Source organism: Porphyromonas canoris (assembly GCF_000765975.1).
Classification (GTDB): domain Bacteria; phylum Bacteroidota; class Bacteroidia; order Bacteroidales; family Porphyromonadaceae; genus Porphyromonas_A; species Porphyromonas_A canoris.
Window position 1 is genome coordinate 240,655 of the sequence record NZ_JQZX01000012.1, and the last position, 19,005, is coordinate 259,659.

Consider the following 19,005-nt stretch of genomic DNA (forward strand, 5'->3'; position numbering starts at 1 on the left):
AGGCTCAAGGGTTGTTATTATTTATTGTTTTTATGCATTCTGCCACTTTGCCGGACAACTCTCGAAGGTGATCCCTGTAATCCACAAGGTGTGCCACGGATGTGGGACTCTCTTCCAGGTAAGACTCGGCAATGCTGAGTTTTCGCTTGAGATCCTCTGTCTCTTCATCCTGTTTCCGGCACTTTAAGGAGAGAGCTTTATTCTCTATTTGCAACTGACGCATCCGGACAGACAAATCACTATTTTGCCTTAATAGCTGTCCTATCCTCTCCTCAAGTTCTTCAAGCAGTATGTTGTAGTCTTTCAGTACCATTACACGAAAACTCAAACAAAATTAGCAATTTAACCTTGAAGCACCAACTTTTCTCCCATTTTTCTATATCTTTGCTCCGTACAAAGTATTTAGGTATGAATCCGACAGTTCTGAAAAAAATAATGATAGCTGCCTCTGTTCTCGGATTGATGCTGTTACTGGCAGCCGTTGTATGTTATTTCGTTATGGAAGGATGGCGTCAGTTGTTCTTTTCTTTTGCCGGAGCGATTCTGGCGTTGAATATGTTTTTCATCTTTTTCATGGCAAGAACCAACTATCGGAAGCTTGCTCGAAAAGGAGATCAAACGTGATTCTATTTTCAAGACAATATATAAACACAAAGATTTAGATGATTAAGAAAAGTGCATTACAAGTGGCTCGCGCATCTTATATGCCAAAGATGCCTAAGGCACTTAGAGGACAGGTGATTGCCGTAGAGGGCAATGCCACTCAGTCGGTAGCGGATCAGGATGCTATCAAAAACTTATTCCCCAACACTTACGGACTTCCTATTATAGAGTTTCAACCGGCTAAGGAGACGAGAGAATATGCTCCCATCCACACCGGAGTGATTCTGTCGGGCGGACAAGCACCGGGCGGACACAACGTTATAGCCGGTCTCTTTGACGGACTTAAGGCTCTGCATCCGGACAGCAAGCTGTACGGTTTCCTGATGGGACCAAGCGGACTTGTGGAGCACAAGTACATGGAACTCACGGCAGATATCATAGAAGAGTATCGCAATACGGGCGGCTTCGACATTATCGGTTCCGGACGGACTAAGTTGGAGACTAAGGAGCAGTTCGATAAAGGTTTGGAAGTTCTCCAAGAGCTGAATATCGGAGCTTTGGTCATCATCGGAGGAGACGACTCCAATACCAACGCTTGTGTTCTGGCAGAATATTATGCCAAGATAGGAGCCGGTGTACAAGTGATAGGCTGCCCGAAAACGATAGACGGAGACCTTAAGAACGAGCAGATAGAGACTTCCTTCGGGTTCGATACTGCCTGCAAGGTGTACTCCGAAGTGATCGGCAACATCCAAAGAGACTGCAACTCTGCAAGGAAATACTGGCACTTCATCAAGCTGATGGGGCGTTCGGCATCTCACATCACTTTGGAGTGTGCTCTTCAGACGCAGCCCAACTATGTGATTATCTCGGAAGAGGTCGAGGCTAACAACCTTTCGCTCGATGACGTGATCACTCGCATCGCACAGATTGTGGCAGATAGAGCTGCGGCAGGGAACAACTTCGGTACGGTGCTTATCCCTGAAGGGCTTATCGAGTTCGTACCGGCAATGAAAGCACTTATAGCGGAGCTGAACGACTTCCTTGCCGAGAATGCCGTGGAGTACGCACGTATCAAACGTTCGGAGCAACGCAACTATATCATTTCCAAACTCTCTGCAAAGAACGCAGCTGTGTTTGCTTCCCTCCCTCACGATGTGGCACGACAGCTCACGCTCGACAGAGATCCGCACGGCAACGTACAGGTGTCTCTCATCGAAACCGAAAAGCTCGTTGCGGAGATGGTAGGCGCGAAGCTCAAGCAGTGGAAAGAGGACGGGCTTTATGTCGGAAAGTATCTTGCCCAGACGCACTTCTTCGGTTACGAAGGAAGATGTGCCGCTCCGTCCAACTTCGATGCCGATTACTGTTACAGCCTCGGCTACAATGCCGCCTGCCTTATAGGTGAAGGCAAGACCGGATACATGAGTTCGATCTCCAACACCACCGCCCCCGCATCCGAATGGAAAGCAGGAGGAGTGCCCATCACAATGATGATGAACATGGAGCGACGTCATGGCGAGATGAAGCCCGTTATACAGAAAGCTCTCGTGAAGCTCGACGGTGCGCCGTTCAAGACAATGGCTGCGGAGCGTGAGATATGGGCGAAGGAGACACTCTATATCTATCCCGGACCCATCCAGTATTTCGGTCCGACAGAAGTGTGCGACCAGCCTACGAAGACGCTTCAGCTGGAACAGCAAAAATAATGCCCACCATCTGAGACCTTTGCATTTCGCTTAAACGTGTTGAGTGGAAGCGCAGAGATTTATACTATAAATATTAAACCAGAGCGGAGGTCGTGCGATGAATAGCCATCGGCGACCTCCTTTATTTATATATCCCTTTCCCATATTGTTCCCGAGAGATCTCTCCGGAGGGAAATCCCCTTGCGGAGGGAGAAATATTTTCATCCGAACGAAAAAATATCTGCTTGCGGAAGGGAAAATATTTCTGCATATACGAAAAAATATTTCTGCATATACGAAAATTTATTTTTGCATATACGAAAAAATATTTCTGCATATACAGAAATTTATTTACGTGCGCACAGAAAAAAATTTCTATGGGCATGGAAAAAAATTTCTATGGGCATGGAAAAAAATTTCTATGGGCATGGAAAAAAAATTCTATGGGCATGGAAAAAAATTTCTATGGGCATGGAATTTTTACCCCCTGCCGAAGGCGTTTTTTCTGCATAAGTTTCCGCCAAAAGTTTCTACTCTTTTTGCGGAGAGTTTCGAGGGCTCTTGATTCGCTTTGTTTGCAAAACATTGTGCCGGTTCGCTGCCCGGTTTCAGGCTGTCCGATGCCGGACTTGCTCTATTTTGTCGCCACAACCGTCCTCCTTTCTGAAATCTATTGTGTAATTTTGTGCCCGAACCGGATCGTACAAATGCCCGCCGGAACAGGCAAAACAACTCAAGACTCCAATGCTGAAAGAACGTAAAGACATAGCTCCCGCCTCGTTTGGCCCCGAACAGCTCAAAGGACACATGGCAATACTGGGGGCAAACATCATTTTCGGTGTCAATACGGCTGTAACAAAGATGATTCTCCATCCCGGAGCTTTGGATCCGCTCAGTATATCGTTCCTGCGGTTCGGCGGAGCCATGCTGTCGTTTTGGATCCTCTCTCTGTTCCTCCCGAAAGAAAGGGTCGCCCGGAGAGACTACATCTATATCGCGTTGGCATCTCTGTTCGGTGTACTGGGCAACCAGATCGCCTTCCTCGTCGGGCTGCAGCAGACCTCTCCCACGAATGCCGCGATGATCGTCTCTTTGGGCCCTGTCGTGGTACTGATCCTCGCCACGGTCGTGCAGAAAGAACCGCTTACTTTCAGGAAAGGGTTCGGCGTCCTGCTGGGAGCACTGGGGGCTATCCGGCTGGCTCTCATGGGCGGTACGGTGGATTTTTCGTTCGGAGGCGACTCTTTCGGCATACTCCTCCTGTTCGTCGGATCGCTCTTCTATGCCTTCTATCTCACTCTGTTCAAGCGGATCATCATGACCTACTCACCGGTTACGCTGATGAAGTGGATGTTTCTTTTCGCCACGGTCGCTTCCGTACCCTTTTCGGGCGTGAGTCTGCTCCGCAGCGACCTCTTCGGACAGACTGCTTCCTACTACGGCATGCTTGCCTATCTCGTCTTCGGTGCCACGTTTGTGGCTTATCTGCTCATCCCCATAGCACAGCGGAAGATCCGCCCCACGGTCGTGAGCATGTACGGCTACATTCAGCCGATACTCACCATCGGCATCGCCATCTTACTCGGCTTGGACAGCTGGCAGTGGAGCAAGCTCCCCTCCATGGCTATGATCTTTCTGGGAGTCTATCTCGTAACGACAAGTAAAAAACGTATCGCCTGACAGACGGGAAAGAGTCCGCTCCGAGACCACTCTCCTTCCCCTCTTTTATAGGAATATTCAACAATAAAACGTATCTTTGATAAAGGCAAAGTACCAACTAAATGGAAGAAATTATGAAGAATCTTAATAACAACAGCAGAAAAAACTCCCTGTCGGCAAGTTTCGTTTTTGAAACAAGTTGGGAAGTGTGTTACAAAGTCGGAGGCATACATACGGTCCTCTCCACACGTGCTCGCACAATGGTGGAAGAGCACGGAGCCGATAATATATTATTTGTAGGACCTCTGTTCGGAGACGGAGATCTTGCCAAGCGCGAATTTGTTCCTTTTTCTTCCAAAAGAGGTAAGCACGGCAAATGGTTTTCTTGGGCGGAAGAAGCATCCGAAAGGCTGAATCTCCCCATACGGGTCGGGCAGTGGAATGTTCCGGGACAGCCGTTCGTCGCTTTGGTGGATCACTCCGCGCTGTTCGAGCAGAAAGGAATCCTTTACTACGAAGCGTGGGAGAAATACGGCATAGACGGCAATGTCGGCTACGGTGATTATGACGAGAGCTGTCTCTTCTCCACCGCTGCGGCGATGGTGATGAAAGATGCGTACGACCATCTTTTGTCTCAAGAGCAGAAAGCAAACGCCCTGGCGATCTTCAACGAATGGATGACCGGCTTCGGGCTGCTGTATCTCAAGACACATGCTCCTGAAATCAGACGGATATTCATTACTCATGCCACCTCAACGGGACGTTCCATCTGCAGCAATGGCAAACCTTTGTACAGCGAACTGCCTGCATACAATGGCGATCAGATGGCTTGGGAACTCAACATACAGGGTAAACACAATATCGAAAAGGCAGCAGCACACCATGCCGATGGCTTTGGAACGGTGAGCGAAGTAACGGATAAAGAGTGCGCCCAGCTGCTTCAGAAAAAGGCGGATGTGGTACTGCCCAACGGCTTTGAACCGGACTTTGTCCCTGCAACTTCCGCATCGAGAAGTCGCCTTAGAAAGCGTGCCAGAACGCGCTTGATAGAGATAGCATCCAAGCTCTACGGCGAAGAAATACCGGAAGATACTTTTATAGCCATCACCTCAGGGCGAGGAGAGTTTCGCAACAAGGGGTTGGATATGTTTTTGGACGTGATGGGACGGCTTAGCGAACAGCTGCCGGAGGGAGCATCGGTACTTGCTGTGATCCTTGTTCCCGGCTGGATAGAAAGTCCGAGAGCCGATTTGGAATATGCCCTTACCGAGAAAAAGACGCACACCGCCCCCATGCAACACAGATACATAACGCACTGGTTGCATAACCTGCATGCGGATCAGATCGTGAACAAAATAGAGGAGATGAACGGCTACTGGGATAGAAGTGTCAAGGTACTCTATATCCCGTCCTATCTGAACGGACACGACGGTATTCTTAATCTCTCTTACTACGACACCTTGGTCGGTGCCGATCTTTCTCTCTTTCCCTCTTACTACGAACCTTGGGGCTATACACCGCTCGAAAGTCTTGCGTTCGGTGTCCCTTCCATAACCACAGATCTTGCCGGTTTCGGCTCTTGGGTCAATACTCTGTCGGAGGATCAGCCCAAGCTCGATACGGGAGGATGCTTTGTGGCACACAGGGAAGATTATAACTATAATGCCTCTGTGGATCAGATCGTAAGCGCAACGCTCTCTTATCTGAACTGCTTCTACGACAAGAAGACACAGAAGATAGCCAAGTCTGCTCGTACTATTGCCTCTCATGCCGAGTGGAGTAAGTTTTACAAGCACTACTTGGAGCTTTACAGCCGTGTACTAAGCAACGAATGATACAGCCTTATCGAGGCGAAGCGATTTTGTTTTTATTACTTCATGCTCCTGCTTCTATGCTTCATAGGAGTGGGAGCATCTCTGAAAAAAGATGCGCATACCCCGCAACCGGATATTCTTAACAACTAAATACAGATCTATTATGAAGTGGTACAATACGTTGATGGTGAGTCTGCTCTTATCGGCTTTTGGCTTCACTGCCTGCGGAAAAAAATCCTCTGCAACAGAAGAAAAAGCGCAGACAGACTGCGAAAAAGCCGGATATAAAGGTAAAGTGAAAGAGGTGCGAATGTCGAGATATTTCGCCCCGACAGAGGATGAAGAGGATTGGTACACCACTCTCGGTCCTGTGGTTACGATCTTCAACGAAGATGGCAGCCTTAAAGAGGAGAAGTCTTATAGCAATCTTGATGTCGTGATGTACGGCGATTCCCTTGAATATAAAGACGGTAAGCTGGTTCGGAAGGTCTCTCTTTCCGAGTCTTTAGACCCCGAAGAGACACTCTATGCCTATGATAATGCCGGCAACCTGATAGAGAAAAAGACCATAACAAGGGAGATGCCCGAAGAGGAAGGACGGGTTACGGAGCATATCCTCTACTCTTATGACGGAGAAAATCGTCTCATAAAGAAGAGCTCCATCGTATATGAGGGTTACGAAGATCCTTATGCCACCGAGATAAGATACACATACGACGCGGCAGGTCGTAAGATAGAGGAGCATATTCGCTATGCTCTATCGGAGAGTAAACCATTTACGGATGTTATAACATGGAAGTATGATGCAAAGGGGCAACTCTCGGAGAGGTTTTACAAAACCGAAAGATCGGAAGAGTTTGGAAACACTCTCGATCGCTATGAGTATGATGAGCATGGCAACATGACAAAGTCCGTCTGCTTCTCAGATGGAAAAGAGCTTTACTCGTACACCTACAGCTATGTCTACAAGAACGGACGCATCATTGAAAAGACGCAGCAAACCTCCGAAGGGAGTAAGATAGTTAGCTCTTATGATGAGAATGGAAATCCCGTTTGGGAGCAGACTTATGGTTTGGATGGAGTGCTCCTCTCAAGGATAGAGTATGTCTGCGATGCAAAGGGAAATATCATAAAGAGCTCCCTCTTCTCATTGGATGATCGTGGCGTCCTTTGTGAGACAACGAGAGAAGAGTGGATTATTTCCTATTATGAATAGGTTCGTTAAATCTGTTTGACCTTTTTATATTTTATCGCAAACAGATTCAGAGTTCGTAATCGAGGCTTGGTTGGTGAAAATCAAGCCCCGATTTGTTTGGAGCAAAGTTTGGTTTCCATAAAACGAACCTTGATTTTCAAAGTTGAACGGATTCAGCCTATTTTCCGATGCCGTTAAGAAGAGCTTTCAAACAGCTTCAAAACAACTCTTTTGAAGCTTCAACACGAAAGAGAGCCCCGACCTTCATGTACAAGATCCGGGTTCTCTTTTATTTTTATATGCTAAGATCTGTATGATCAGAGACCTAAGCGATCCGATATTTCCAGCATCCTCTGTATCGGTTTTGCTGCTCGCTCTATGACATCGGCAGGGAGAGTTACTTCGGGACACTCGAACTTCAAAGTGTTGTAGAGCTTGTTGAGAGTGTTCAAGCGCATATAGTTGCACTCGTTGCAGGCAGAAAGATTTTCGTCCGACGGCACGGTGATGAACTCTTTACCCGGAGCCTCTTTCTTCATTTGGTGTAAGATGCCGCTCTCGGTAACTATTATGAATGCCTTTTTATCGCTTCGAGAGACAAACTTCAGCAGTGCTGCCGTTGAGCCGATGACATCTGCAAGATCCAGAATATCTTTTTTGCACTCCGGGTGTGCTAGTACGGGTGCATCAGGATAGCTCTCTTTCAGTCTCTTCAGTTCCGTTACGGAAAATCTCTCATGGACGTGGCAACCTCCGTCCCATAGCAGCATCTCTCTTCCGGTAATGCTGTTGATGTATCTGCCAAGGTTGTAGTCGGGTCCGAAGATCAGCTTTGCATCCTTTGGAAAACTCTCCACGATCTGGCGTGCATTGCCCGAAGTAACCACGACATCGGTAAGCGTCTTTATCGCGGCACTTGTATTGACATAAGAGAGGACGGTATGGTCCGGATGTCTCTTGACGAATGTCTCGAACTCGTTTGCCGGACAGCTTTCAGCCAAAGAGCAGTCTGCATTGAGATCCGGCAGGAGTATCTTCTTGTTCGGACAGAGGATTTTGTTGGTCTCAGCCATGAAGTGGACACCGCACATCACTATGATGTCCGCATCCGTACCGGCTGCCACTCTCGCCAAACCGAGGCTGTCTCCCACATAGTCCGCAATGTCCTGAATCTCTCCCTCTGTATAGTAGTGCGCCAGAATGATGGCATTCTTCTGTCTGCACAGCTCTCGGATTTCGCTTTTAACATCTATATCGCCGGGGACAGGCTCATCGACAAAGCCTTTGTAGCTCCACTCTTGTTTCATTTTTACCGATTAAAAGTTCATACTGATGTCCAAAGCACGTACACTGTGCGTGAGGGATCCTACACTTATATAGTCCACGCCGGTCTCGGCAACGGCTGCAATGGTTCCTTCGTTGATATTGCCGGATGCTTCTGTCTTGGCTCTGCCATTGATTATAGCCACTGCCTCTTTCATGGAAGCGGTATCCATGTTGTCCAACATAATCACATCCGCTCCGGCTTCGACGGCTTCCACCACCTGCTCCAGCGTGGATGTTTCGACCTCTATGCGTATCGAAATGGGCGTAACTTTGCGTACCTGCTGCACGGCAGGAGTGATACCGCCTGCAGCCTTGATATGGTTATCTTTCAGCATTGCCATGTCATAAAGCCCCATCCGATGGTTTGTTCCTCCACCGTGTCTTACTGCCATCTTATCCGTTAAACGGTGTCCGGGAACGGTCTTTCTCGTATCCAGCAGTTTGGCGTTGGTGTGTCCGATCAGCTTGACCAACCTGTTTGTGGCTGTGGCGATACCCGACATTCGTTGAAGAAAGTTGAGCATAATGCGTTCGCTTTTTAGCAAGTGATCGTACCTTGCGCGTATTTTGAGTATATCCTCTCCTTTCTTAACCTCGTCTCCATCCTCTACAAGAGGAGTAAACTCTGCTTCTCCAAGATATGCGATGATACGTTCGGCAATTTTCAGACCTGAGATTATTCCGTCCGCTTTTGCCGTAAGAGTTGCTACCTTGTACTCTTCTTGCGCCATGATTGCTTCCGTTGCGATGTCTCCGGAAAAGAGGTCCTCCTCAAATGCGAGAGAGATAAGCTGTTCCAAGTGTTCGTCTTGAATAGAGTTGAAGATCTGCATGATTATACTGATTGATGTGTGATACTGTTTTCTTTGATAATGGTGTGATATGCCTTTTGAGGGGAAAGCGTTTCGGGATAGTCTTGTCTGTAATGTCCGCCACGGCTCTCTTCTCTCAAAAGAGCAGCTTTCGTGATGATGAGTGCTACCTGATGCCGTTTGTACAATAGCCTGCCATGGAATGAGGTGTCCTTGAACGGCTCAAGCTCTTTCAGGCGATCTTCTATCTTTCTGATACCCTCGTTGAGAGCTTCGCCCTTTCTTACAATGCCGACATTCTGCATCATGGTGTTGCCCAAGACACGCATCATGGACTCTCCTTTGGTTTTAAGTTCAAGCTCCATCTGCATAGAATCGAGCGTGAATGGCTGTTGAAGAGCCGAGGTGTCCGGGGTAGGGAGGGGCTGATTGTGGATATGATCCGCAATGCGTTTACCGAAAACGAGACACTCTATAAGGGAGTTGGAGGCGAGTCTATTGGCTCCCATCACCCCCGTAGCGGCTACTTCTCCCACCGCATACAGCCTGCCGATGGAGGAGAGACCGTTCCGGTCTACCTTTATACCGCCTACCGTGTAGTGCGCAGCGGGAGCAACCGGAATTTCGCTACTTAAATCCAGACCGTTTCTTCGGCAATACTGCGTGATGGTAGGGAATCTTTCCGCGATGTGTACGGGGTCGAGATGTTTCAGCGATAGTGTTACGTAGGGCATCTTACTCTCTTGCATCGTGTAGAAGATCTCTCTTGCCACAACGTCTCTTGGGGCCAACTCCGCAAGCTTATGCCTTGTAAGCATGAACCTGTTGCCGGTATGATCCAGAAGATGAGCACCTTCTCCTCTCACGGCTTCACTTACCAGGAAAGAGGAGTTATTGGGTATATAGAGAGCGGTAGGGTGAAATTGTATAAACTCCAAGTCCATCAACTCCGCTCCTTGTTCGTATGCCAATGCCAGTCCGTCTCCTACACTTGTAGAGGGATTGGTGGTAGGATTATAGATTGCAGCCGCTCCTCCCGTGGCGAGAACCACTGCAGATGCAAAGAGAGGTGCGATGAGGTGGTTGGCTTCATCATAACACCACACGCCCCGACAACCACTATCTCCCAAGATAAGGTCTGTTGCCGTATGATGTTCCAAGATGGAGACCTTGCCCTCTTTGAGTATAAGCTCCGTGATAAATGAGGTAACAAGACGCCCCGTAGCATCTCCGCCTGCGTGCAGGATGCGTTTGTGGTTGTGTCCGCCCTCTAATCCCAAAGCAAGATGTCCATTCTCCAGATCGAATTTCATACCCAACTCTATCAGTTCGGCTATTCTATCTGGAGCTTCTTCCGTGAGCAGACGCACGGCTTCCTCGTTACAAAGGCCTCTTCCGGCCTCTAATGTGTCCAATAGATGAGCGTGCCGGCTATCGTTTATATCGGTTACGGCAGCCATTCCACCCTGAGCCATATATGAGTTGCTATCGATCAAAGATGTCTTGGCAAGCAGTCCTATACTTCCTTTATCAGATAAAAGGTAGGCGGTATATAGCCCTGCCAATCCTCCTCCAACTACAATATAGTCGAATGTGTGCATATCTACGTGGTTATTTTACAGGGAGCAAAAGTATGAATAAAAACTCAAGTTTCCCAGCCCGAAAGTGGAATGAGAGTTTCTTCGACTCTGTTTTATATAAAGATTGTTCTATTCTCTCTCCGTCGACAATCTTTTCAAAAGAATTTATTCGTAAATTGCCGCTCCATTCGGAATAAGGAAAACCAATTATTAAAATATCAATATGAAAAGAATCTATCTGCTCTTGGCTCTGCTTCTCTTCGTTCAAGCCACTCCTCCCGAAGTGAAAGAGCTTAACCCTACATCTGTGGAGATTTTGAACCTAAGCTCGCAAGCTGCCAAGGAGTACAGCCAAAAACGGGAAAAAGCACGTGAGATATCGAGCAAGCTGTCGGATAAAGTAACTTACGAAAGCCTCAGCAAGGCAGAAAAGGAGATCCTTGAGAGCTACGACGAAATGGCTTCAGATAACTACTGGGATATACTGGGAGATGGGTGTTCCTGGTACTGCGGAGGAGGTCCTAAAGCAGTAACCGCGTCCAGTACACTCAAACCGCAAGGGAAAGTAAACTATAAAGCTGAAAACGCACATGACCTCAACTATCTGAACGTATGGGCTGAAGGAGCAAAAGGATATGGAATAGGAGAGTATCTGCTATATACTTTTGGGGCAGAGAGTGCGAGAATAACCGAAATAATTGTAGTAAACGGATATGTCAAAAGCGAGGCTGCGTGGAAGGACAATTCGAGGGTAAAGAAACTCAAAGTCTATATCGACAACAAGCCGTATGCGATACTGAACCTGAAAGATGTACGGGGCAGCCAGACATTCACAGTGCCTCCGATAGGAAAGCTAACCGGTAAAGAGGACGAAGATCTGAGCGCTCAGCCGGACTGGACGATAAAGTTTGAGATCTTGGAAGTATATAAAGGCGATAAGTACGATGACGTTGTAATATCCGAGATTTTCTTTGACGGCATAGATGTTCACTGCCTGGCAAAAGGAACGCCGGTATTGATGTCCGACCGGTCGGAAAAGCCTATCGAGGAGCTTAAAGTGGGAGACGATGTGGCTTATTGGGATTCAGCCTCCGGACAGATCAAGAGTGCGAAGGTGGAAAAACTGGAAAAAGCCGTACACCATGCACTGGTAAAATACAGATTTGAAAGTGGCAGAGAGATCATCACAACGCAGGATCACCCTTTCATGCTCAAGGAAAAAGGCTGGGCTTCGCTCCGTCCGCAAAAGTCCGCACAGTATAAAGGTTTTGAAAATATAGGCAAGATAAGAGTGGGCGACCTCTTCTCCATCATGGGCGGAACGGACAGACTCATTGCCATAGACAAGGTCGAGGGAAGCCAAGAGACCTATACTATCTCTAAAATGAGCGCCGGAGGTCATTTCATCGCAAATGGTCTGCTTGTGGGAGTAGAGAGTCTGAAAAATTAGGAAATTACTCTCCGTACAAAACCGGATATAGAAGATCTTCTACTTTTAAGAGGTTCTATTCGAGACAGAAACGCAGTCCTTCGGGCTGCGTTTTTTTGTTTTGAGATTTCTTTTGCCTTATTCTTAAACTCCGGTTATCACTATCAAAAGTGGAGCTAAAAGGGTATAAAAGTTTCTTCAAAGCCGTTCAGAGTTGAAAATCAAGGCTTGATTTTTACGAATCAGGGTTTGATGGATAAAAAGCGAGACTTGATGTTTACACATCGGAGCTTGATTTTGAATTTTGAACAGGTTAAAGGGAAAAAATAAACGGGTTCGGGGGATTTTCTTAATACGTACAGGAAACATTACAATCCCATAAAGAGAAAGAGAGAGTCCGAAACCGGAACTCTCTCCTCCATATTAACCCAAATTTTTAGACAAGCGAAAAACGTAGCCGTCTAAGGGTCTTAGCAAGACCCTAATATCTTATTATTTGCGGAATGGCAGCTTTATCACCTTTGCTTCTATCTGCTTTCCACGAACCACAATGAATATCTTGGAGTCCGGAGCAGTGTAAGCTTTTTCCAAGTAGCCGAGTCCGATACCTTTCTTCAAGGCAGGAGACATGGTGCCGGAAGTAACATGACCTATGATTTTGCCCTCTTCGTTTGCAATCTCATAGCCGTGACGAGGAATACCTTTGCCCACCATTTCAAATCCTGTAAGCTTCTTTTCAGGACCATTGATCTTGGTTGCTTCCAAGATCTCACGTGATGGAAGGTTCTTCTTGTCGTCGGTCAGCTTGGTTACCCAACCGAGTCCGGCTTCGAGCGGATTGGTTGTTTCGTCGATGTCGTTGCCATACAGACAGTAGCCCATCTCCAAACGAAGTGTGTCTCTTGCACCAAGACCGGTAGGCTTGATGCCTGCATCTTTTCCTGCTTCAAAGAGTGCATTCCAGATGGTAACGCCGTTTTCAGGGTAGAAGTATAGTTCAAAACCGCCTGCTCCGGTATAGCCGGTGTTGGAGATGATGACATTCTTCACGCCCGCAAACTCCCCTACTTCAAACGCGTAGAAAGGGATATTGTCAAGGTTTACCGAAGTGAGGCTTTGCAACACAGCCTTTGCCTTTGGTCCCTGTACGGCAAGGATACCGATGTTATCGGATCCGTTTTCGAGGATTACACCGTCCGTAGAGTGCTTTTGCAACCAGGCAAAGTCTTTCTCGATGTTGGAAGCGTTTACGGCAAGCATATACTTGCTCTCTTCGTAATGGTAGAGGATAAAGTCGTCTACAATACCTCCCTTATCGTTTGGCATATAGTTGTACTGCGCTTTGCCTACTGCCACCTTGGAGATGTCATTGCTACAAACATTCTGAAGAAAAGGTAGAGCGTTTGGCCCGGATACCCATAATGCTCCCATGTGAGAGACATCGAACACGCCCATGTTCTCGATAACATTGAGGTGCTCATCGGTAATGCCGCTGTATTCTATGGGCATGTTGAAGCCCGCGAATGGTGCCATCTTGGCGCCCAACGACTCATGAATGGATGTAAATGGGGTTGTTTTCATTTTGTTGTTGTATGTATATAAGTAATTTGTATGTAGTATCTATTTGGTTTGTTCGGCTGCAAGCTTGGCTATTTCGCAAACAACCTCGTAGCTTTTAATGAGCGATGGAATGGGAATAAACTCATATCTGCCGTGGAAGTTGTGTCCACCTGCAAAGATATTGGGGCAGGGCAGTCCCATGAAAGAGAGACGAGAGCCGTCCGTACCGCCTCTGATGGGCTTGATGTTCGGTGTTACTCCCACACGCTGCATCGCTTCGGAGGCAAGATTAACGATCTCCATGCGAGGTTCCACTATCTCACGCATATTATAATATTGGTCTTTCATCGAGAGCGTACACTTGGCTGTCGGGTATCTTTTATTGATTGTCTCCACGGCTTGAGTGAGTTGCTCTTTCATCTTTTCAAACTTCTCTCTGTCGTGATCTCGTATGATGTACTGTACGTTGGCATCTTCCACGCCTCCTTCTATCCCGATAAGGTGAAAGAATCCCTGGTATCCTTCCGTATTGGCAGGCGTGATGGGCGGAAGGAGCGAATTGAGTTCCATCGCCAAGAGGAGAGCGTTCACCATCTTGCCTTTGGCATATCCGGGATGCACATTGACGCCTCGTATGGCAATGGTTGCACCTGCCGCATTGAAGTTTTCATACTCCAACTCTCCTATTTCTCCACCATCGATGGTGTATGCAAAGTCTGCTTTGAACTTCTCTACATCGAAAAAGTCTGCTCCGCGACCGATCTCTTCGTCCGGCGTGAAGCCTACCCGAATGGTACCGTGCTCTATCTCCGGATGCTCTTTGAAGTAGTGAAGCATCTGCATGATGGCTGCCACACCGGCTTTGTCATCGGCTCCCAAGAGAGTGTGTCCGTCCGTAACGATAAGCTCTTGCCCTTTATACCTGTTCATTTCGGGGAACATGGCAGGGGAGAGCAGGATCTGCTCTTTTTCGCAGAGCGTTATGGCTTCTCCCGTGAAGGGGACTATTCTTGGCTTGACATCCTTACCGCTCATGTCGGGAGCCGTATCCATGTGTGCCACAAAGCCTATGGTCGGAACTCCTTTCTTGCTTGTGTTGGCAGGAAGAGAAGCCATGAGGTAGCACTTGTCGTCTAATGAAATGTCTTCCAAACCGAGTGTCTCCAACTCCTCTTTGAGTAGCTTGGCAAGGTCGAACTGCTTCTTGGTGCTGGGGGTATCGTTTGAGGTAGGATCGCTCTTAGTATCTACAGATACATATCTTAAGAAACGCTCCACTATGGGATGATGAGTATTCATAATAATTTGTATTACGGTTTTACTGAACGGTCCAAGTATCTTTTATCGTACAAACATACTAAAAAAAGCATAGACCTGTCATATCTTTTGGCTATATTTGCTAAACACGAAAACATATATTGAACAATGAAGAATTTTTCTTTTCACAATCCTACTCGAATCGTTTTTGGCAAAGACTGTGTAGCCAAATTGAATAAGTTTATACCGGAAAAAGAGCGCGTTTTGGTCTGCTTCGGAGGTGGATCTGTCCGCTCCAATGGAGTCTATAATCAGGTAAAAGCCACTCTGTCGGGATATACGGTCCATGAGTTTTGGGGTATAGAGCCTAATCCATCAGTGGAAACTGTGCGTGCGGCTGTTGCGGAAGGAAAATCTTTTAATGCTACCTGCGTGTTGGCTGTGGGCGGAGGGAGCGTTCTCGATGCTTGTAAGCTGATAGCGGCAGCTCTTACAACGGATGTGGATCCATGGGAGATCACACGAGCCGGAGTATGTAAGACATATCTTCCTTTATATACGGTGCTTACGGTACCCGCAACAGGTTCGGAAATGAACAGTGGTGCGGTGATCTCGAATAAGGGGACAGGGGAGAAGTTTCCCGTCACTTGCGGTTTCCCCGTAGTATCATTCATGGATCCCTCTTTCTGCTTAACGCTGGGGCAGAGACAGCGTGCATGCGGTATTGCAGATGCTTATGTGCATGTCTTGGAACAGTATCTTACTTTTCCGCAAAGCGGTATCATGGACAGAATGGCAGAGGGTGTGCTGAAACAGTTGATAGATATTGCACCGAAATGCGTCAAGGAAGAGTTGGATTATGATACTGCTTCGGAATATATGCTGACGGCAACCATCGCTCTAAATGGATTCCTCGGCATGGGGGTGGTACCGGATTGGGCTACTCATTTTATCGGACATGAGATAACGGCTCTGACTTCTATCACTCATGCCGAAACGCTGACGATGATTTTGCCGCATCTGTGGTATGTTTTGCTTGACCATAAACAGGAAAAGCTGGCTCAGTATGCACGGCGAGTTTGGCATATTACAGATATAAAGGATGAAAGGAAGCTGGCTCTAAGGGCAATAGAGCGTACCGTAAAATTCTTCCGTGATTTAGGTCTAGCAACATCCATGCTTGAAAAAAATGTCGATCCGGAGGTGGAAAATGAAATTATTGAGCGTTTTTATAAAAGAAATACATCTTTGGGAGAAGGTCAAATATGTACTCCCGAACTGATAGAAGCTGTAATAAGACGATCGCAACAGGTGAAATTTTGAGAAGAATCAAGCTGAATAAATATTAAATTATAACCAAAAGTTTTCTTATTCGTGCTTTTTGCGTAATTTTGCCAAGCAGAAATTCTAAAGAGAGACACTATATGTAATTTCAGGAGGGGATGTGGCTGGGAATAAGGATGGTAAAAGCACTGTCCTTCTATTATTACACTAAGTATTGTATAAGAATCAGTCAGTATTGTTCTGTATAATGGGACTTCCTCTCAGCTTGTTAGTTAAATGGAGGAGATCTCAATTAAAAATTTGATATAAAGTTATTACCCGTTTCCGGCTATCTCTATTGGTAATACAGATAACCGGAAAAACAGATGTTTAATATGGTACAAGAAAGATGTGTTCCGGATCTTCAACACCACTTTGAGTGTAAACACTATGAGCAAGAGTATTCCTGCTCTTTTGAGTGTGTAAGCGGAGAGGAAGGTAGTGTATTTTACGTGGATAGAAGCGACTTTTACGGTATCGTCTTCTTAAAGAGTGGTCGCCTGCGCTACTCGGATAGCGAAGAGAATAGTATTTTGTTGACAGAAAATACAATGGTCTTCATAGACAAGGTGGTCTCTTATGCTTTTACATTTGAATCCAATTGTGAATTGTATTATTTGCAATTTTATCGTCCGGCTCGCTTGTGCGAGAACTTTAACATAAGAGCTCTCAAATGTTATGCTCCGACTTCGTATGAAGTGTCTGTGCTGTCGATCGTAGAGCCTCTCAACGTTGCTCTCCAAAGTCTTAAGATGTACAGAGAAGATGGTTTGAAGTGTGGTGTCATAATGGATGCCAAACTTCGAGAAGTGTTCTTCGTTCTGAGATCTTATTATGAGAAAGAACCGTTGGCTTCTTTCCTTGCTCCTCTACTCAGAGAGGAGATCGACTTCAAGGAGTTTGTCTTGACAAACTATCTGCGAGTGAATACGGTACAAGAGCTGGCACAGAAGAAAGGGATCACATTGCGCCTGTTCAACAAGCTGTTTAAGGAAGCATTCAATGCAACTCCTTACCAGTGGATGTTGGAGCAAAAGGGCGAGGTGATAAAAGAACGCCTTTCAAGAAGAGAAGTTCCCTTTACAGATATAATAGAGGAGTTCGGTTTCTCTTCTCCTTCTCACTTTACGGTCTACTGCCGCAAGCAGTTCGGTGAAACGCCTTCAAGACTAAGAAAGAAGCTGATCCGGGAATCGAGAGAGGGGATTTGAGGCTTTCTGTTCCCAATTGTTTGTATGATACGTAAATAATACTTACCTTTGCAGCGAATTTCCCTTGTAGGGTCAGATAAGTAGAACTGTTCTTATGGTGCTTATACCGACCGAATAAGCTCACCCTCAAGGCTGCTAACTATACAATATAATATATAAATGTACGTAATTGTAGAGATGCAGGGCCAGCAGTTCAAAGTAGAACAAGGCCGCAGACTGTTTGTTCACCACATCGCAGATGTAGAAGCTGGTGCAACAGTCGAGTTTGATAAAGTCCTTTTGGTGGATGTCGATGGAGCTGTAAAAGTAGGTGCTCCGCACATAGAAGGCGCTAAGGTTGTATGCGAAGTAATCTCTCCATTGGTAAAGGGAGATAAGGTTCTTGTCTTTAAGAAGAAGAGAAGAAAAGGTTATCGCAGACTTAAAGGTCATCGTCAGCAGTTTACAGAAGTTACTGTAAAGGAAGTGGTGGCATAACGTTTGTCCTATTTTTATACACTTAAAAGAAAGCATTTGAATCATGGCACATAAAAAAGGTGTAGGTAGTTCTAAGAACGGACGTGAGTCGGAAAGTAAACGACTTGGCGTTAAGATTTATGGTGGTCAAACTGTAAAGGCAGGAAATATCATCGTTCGTCAACGTGGTACAAAACATCACCCGGGTAATAATGTGGGCATGGGTAAAGATCACACTCTTTACGCTCTTACTGACGGAGTGGTAGTATTTACTCGTAAGAAAGACGATCGTTCGTTTGTTTCTGTTGCTCAATAAGAGAGTATAGGTAAACTCACGAACTCAAGACCAAATCTCCGGAAACTCTTATCGGAAATGTGAAAGAGAAATGGAGAAGAGGCATATATAAATATCATAATAAGGTCGCTCCCGAAAGAGTGACCTTATTGTGTTTATAGCAAACAGTATTAGCGGTTTTGCTGATATCTTAAAGAGTATCTCCCATGAATCGTAAAGTCTGGCTTTTTATCGTATGTCTGTATATTGTTACCGTGAGCTCTTGTAGAACAACAAAGGCTCCCGTTCAACATGTTACGTTTCCGCCCGAAGTGAGATTGTCTCAGATAGAGGCACGAGAAATGGCAAATCTTGCTCAAGAAATATCTGTAGAGATAGGTATACCGGTTACTCAAGAAGACAATCTGCTGCTTTATGCTTTTATAGCCGATTGGAGAAACGTTCCTTACAGATATGGCAGTGTCGGGAAAAGAGGAACAGACTGTTCCGGTTTCGTGATGAGTCTTTATGAGGCGGTTTATCAAATTCCCATCGGACGAATGTCTGCCGCATCGCTTATGGATAAAACCGTTCCCATAGAAAGAGCCGAACTCAAAGAGGGAGATTTAGTCTTCTTTAATATCAACAACAGAGCCGGAGGTCGAGCATCTCATGTGGGTGTTTATCTGCGCAATGATCTTTTTGTGCATGCAGCCACTAAGACCGGTATCACCATAAGTTCGCTTTCGGAAAGATATTATAGCAGAACCTATTTGGGAGCAGGACGAATCAGAGAGAGAACCTAAAGCCTATACTAT

18 protein-coding genes are annotated in these 19,005 nt (G+C 46.3%); 12 read left to right on the forward strand and 6 right to left on the reverse strand.

Annotated elements, in window-relative coordinates; translation table 11 throughout:
* Positions 1-4: 4 nt before the first annotated feature.
* A complete protein-coding gene (locus HQ29_RS07510) occupies positions 5-328 on the reverse strand; it encodes a hypothetical protein (protein WP_152566509.1) in 324 nt (107 codons plus the stop codon).
* 80 nt (positions 329-408) lie between these two features.
* Between HQ29_RS07510 and HQ29_RS07515 the strand changes: the two genes are divergently transcribed.
* The 6 genes from HQ29_RS07515 to HQ29_RS07540 all read left to right on the forward strand — a co-directional run bounded on the left by HQ29_RS07515 (position 409) and on the right by HQ29_RS07540 (position 6,980).
* Entirely contained in the window at positions 409-624 is a 216-nt protein-coding gene (locus tag HQ29_RS07515; RefSeq protein ID WP_152566510.1) for a hypothetical protein, read from the forward strand.
* A 41-nt stretch (positions 625-665) separates the two neighbouring features.
* Positions 666-2,312, forward strand: coding sequence for a diphosphate--fructose-6-phosphate 1-phosphotransferase (locus tag HQ29_RS07520; RefSeq protein ID WP_036869019.1), 1,647 nt, complete (start codon positions 666-668; stop codon positions 2,310-2,312).
* A 356-nt stretch (positions 2,313-2,668) separates the two neighbouring features.
* Positions 2,669-3,052 carry a hypothetical protein gene (locus tag HQ29_RS10305; RefSeq protein WP_152566511.1) on the forward strand — a complete coding sequence of 128 codons (384 nt, stop codon included), beginning with the start codon at positions 2,669-2,671 and terminating at the stop codon, positions 3,050-3,052.
* Positions 3,036-3,971: a DMT family transporter gene (locus tag HQ29_RS07530; RefSeq protein WP_052089969.1), complete on the forward strand. Its 936-nt coding sequence runs from the start codon at positions 3,036-3,038 to the stop codon at positions 3,969-3,971. The genes HQ29_RS10305 and HQ29_RS07530 overlap by 17 nt, the downstream gene beginning before the upstream one ends.
* A 113-nt stretch (positions 3,972-4,084) precedes the next feature.
* Complete coding sequence (locus tag HQ29_RS07535; RefSeq protein ID WP_036869024.1) at positions 4,085-5,785, forward strand: glycosyltransferase; 1,701 nt, start codon at positions 4,085-4,087, stop codon at positions 5,783-5,785.
* 142 nt (positions 5,786-5,927) lie between these two features.
* Positions 5,928-6,980 (forward strand): RHS repeat domain-containing protein, encoded by a 1,053-nt coding sequence (locus HQ29_RS07540; RefSeq protein WP_036844886.1) that lies wholly within the window; start codon positions 5,928-5,930, stop codon positions 6,978-6,980.
* Between the two features lie 296 nt (positions 6,981-7,276).
* On the opposite strand, the gene nadA is transcribed toward HQ29_RS07540, so the two are convergent.
* The 3 genes from nadA to nadB are packed head-to-tail and all read right to left on the reverse strand — an operon-like array spanning position 7,277 to position 10,698.
* Positions 7,277-8,266: a quinolinate synthase NadA gene (gene nadA / locus HQ29_RS07545; RefSeq protein ID WP_036868827.1), complete on the reverse strand. Its 990-nt coding sequence runs from the start codon at positions 8,264-8,266 to the stop codon at positions 7,277-7,279.
* A gap of 9 nt (positions 8,267-8,275) precedes the next feature.
* Complete coding sequence (gene nadC, locus HQ29_RS07550) at positions 8,276-9,118, reverse strand: carboxylating nicotinate-nucleotide diphosphorylase (RefSeq protein ID WP_036790143.1); 843 nt, start codon at positions 9,116-9,118, stop codon at positions 8,276-8,278.
* A 2-nt stretch (positions 9,119-9,120) separates the two neighbouring features.
* Positions 9,121-10,698 carry an L-aspartate oxidase gene (nadB, locus tag HQ29_RS07555; protein WP_036868829.1) on the reverse strand — a complete coding sequence of 526 codons (1,578 nt, stop codon included), beginning with the start codon at positions 10,696-10,698 and terminating at the stop codon, positions 9,121-9,123.
* A 202-nt stretch (positions 10,699-10,900) separates the two neighbouring features.
* Between nadB and HQ29_RS07560 the strand changes: the two genes are divergently transcribed.
* Positions 10,901-12,127, forward strand: coding sequence for an NADase-type glycan-binding domain-containing protein (locus HQ29_RS07560; RefSeq protein WP_036868831.1), 1,227 nt, complete (start codon positions 10,901-10,903; stop codon positions 12,125-12,127).
* 471 nt (positions 12,128-12,598) lie between these two features.
* Here HQ29_RS07560 and gcvT read toward each other — a convergent pair whose 3' ends face one another.
* Positions 12,599-13,687 carry a glycine cleavage system aminomethyltransferase GcvT gene (gcvT, locus tag HQ29_RS07565; protein ID WP_036864845.1) on the reverse strand — a complete coding sequence of 363 codons (1,089 nt, stop codon included), beginning with the start codon at positions 13,685-13,687 and terminating at the stop codon, positions 12,599-12,601.
* A gap of 39 nt (positions 13,688-13,726) precedes the next feature.
* Positions 13,727-14,965: a peptidase T gene (pepT, locus tag HQ29_RS07570; RefSeq protein WP_036790153.1), complete on the reverse strand. Its 1,239-nt coding sequence runs from the start codon at positions 14,963-14,965 to the stop codon at positions 13,727-13,729.
* Positions 14,966-15,091: 126 nt separating this feature from the next.
* Between pepT and HQ29_RS07575 the strand changes: the two genes are divergently transcribed.
* The 5 genes from HQ29_RS07575 (at position 15,092) to HQ29_RS07595 (ending at position 18,993) form a co-directional block, all read left to right on the forward strand.
* Positions 15,092-16,246 (forward strand): iron-containing alcohol dehydrogenase, encoded by a 1,155-nt coding sequence (locus HQ29_RS07575; protein ID WP_036868834.1) that lies wholly within the window; start codon positions 15,092-15,094, stop codon positions 16,244-16,246.
* Between the two features lie 335 nt (positions 16,247-16,581).
* Entirely contained in the window at positions 16,582-17,457 is an 876-nt protein-coding gene (locus HQ29_RS07580; RefSeq protein ID WP_052089973.1) for a helix-turn-helix transcriptional regulator, read from the forward strand.
* 159 nt (positions 17,458-17,616) lie between these two features.
* Positions 17,617-17,934 carry a 50S ribosomal protein L21 gene (gene rplU, locus HQ29_RS07585; protein WP_036790157.1) on the forward strand — a complete coding sequence of 106 codons (318 nt, stop codon included), beginning with the start codon at positions 17,617-17,619 and terminating at the stop codon, positions 17,932-17,934.
* Positions 17,935-17,977: 43 nt separating this feature from the next.
* A complete protein-coding gene (rpmA, locus tag HQ29_RS07590; RefSeq protein WP_036790158.1) occupies positions 17,978-18,229 on the forward strand; it encodes a 50S ribosomal protein L27 in 252 nt (83 codons plus the stop codon).
* Between the two features lie 185 nt (positions 18,230-18,414).
* Complete coding sequence (locus HQ29_RS07595; protein ID WP_052089976.1) at positions 18,415-18,993, forward strand: C40 family peptidase; 579 nt, start codon at positions 18,415-18,417, stop codon at positions 18,991-18,993.
* Positions 18,994-19,005: the final 12 nt, after the last annotated feature.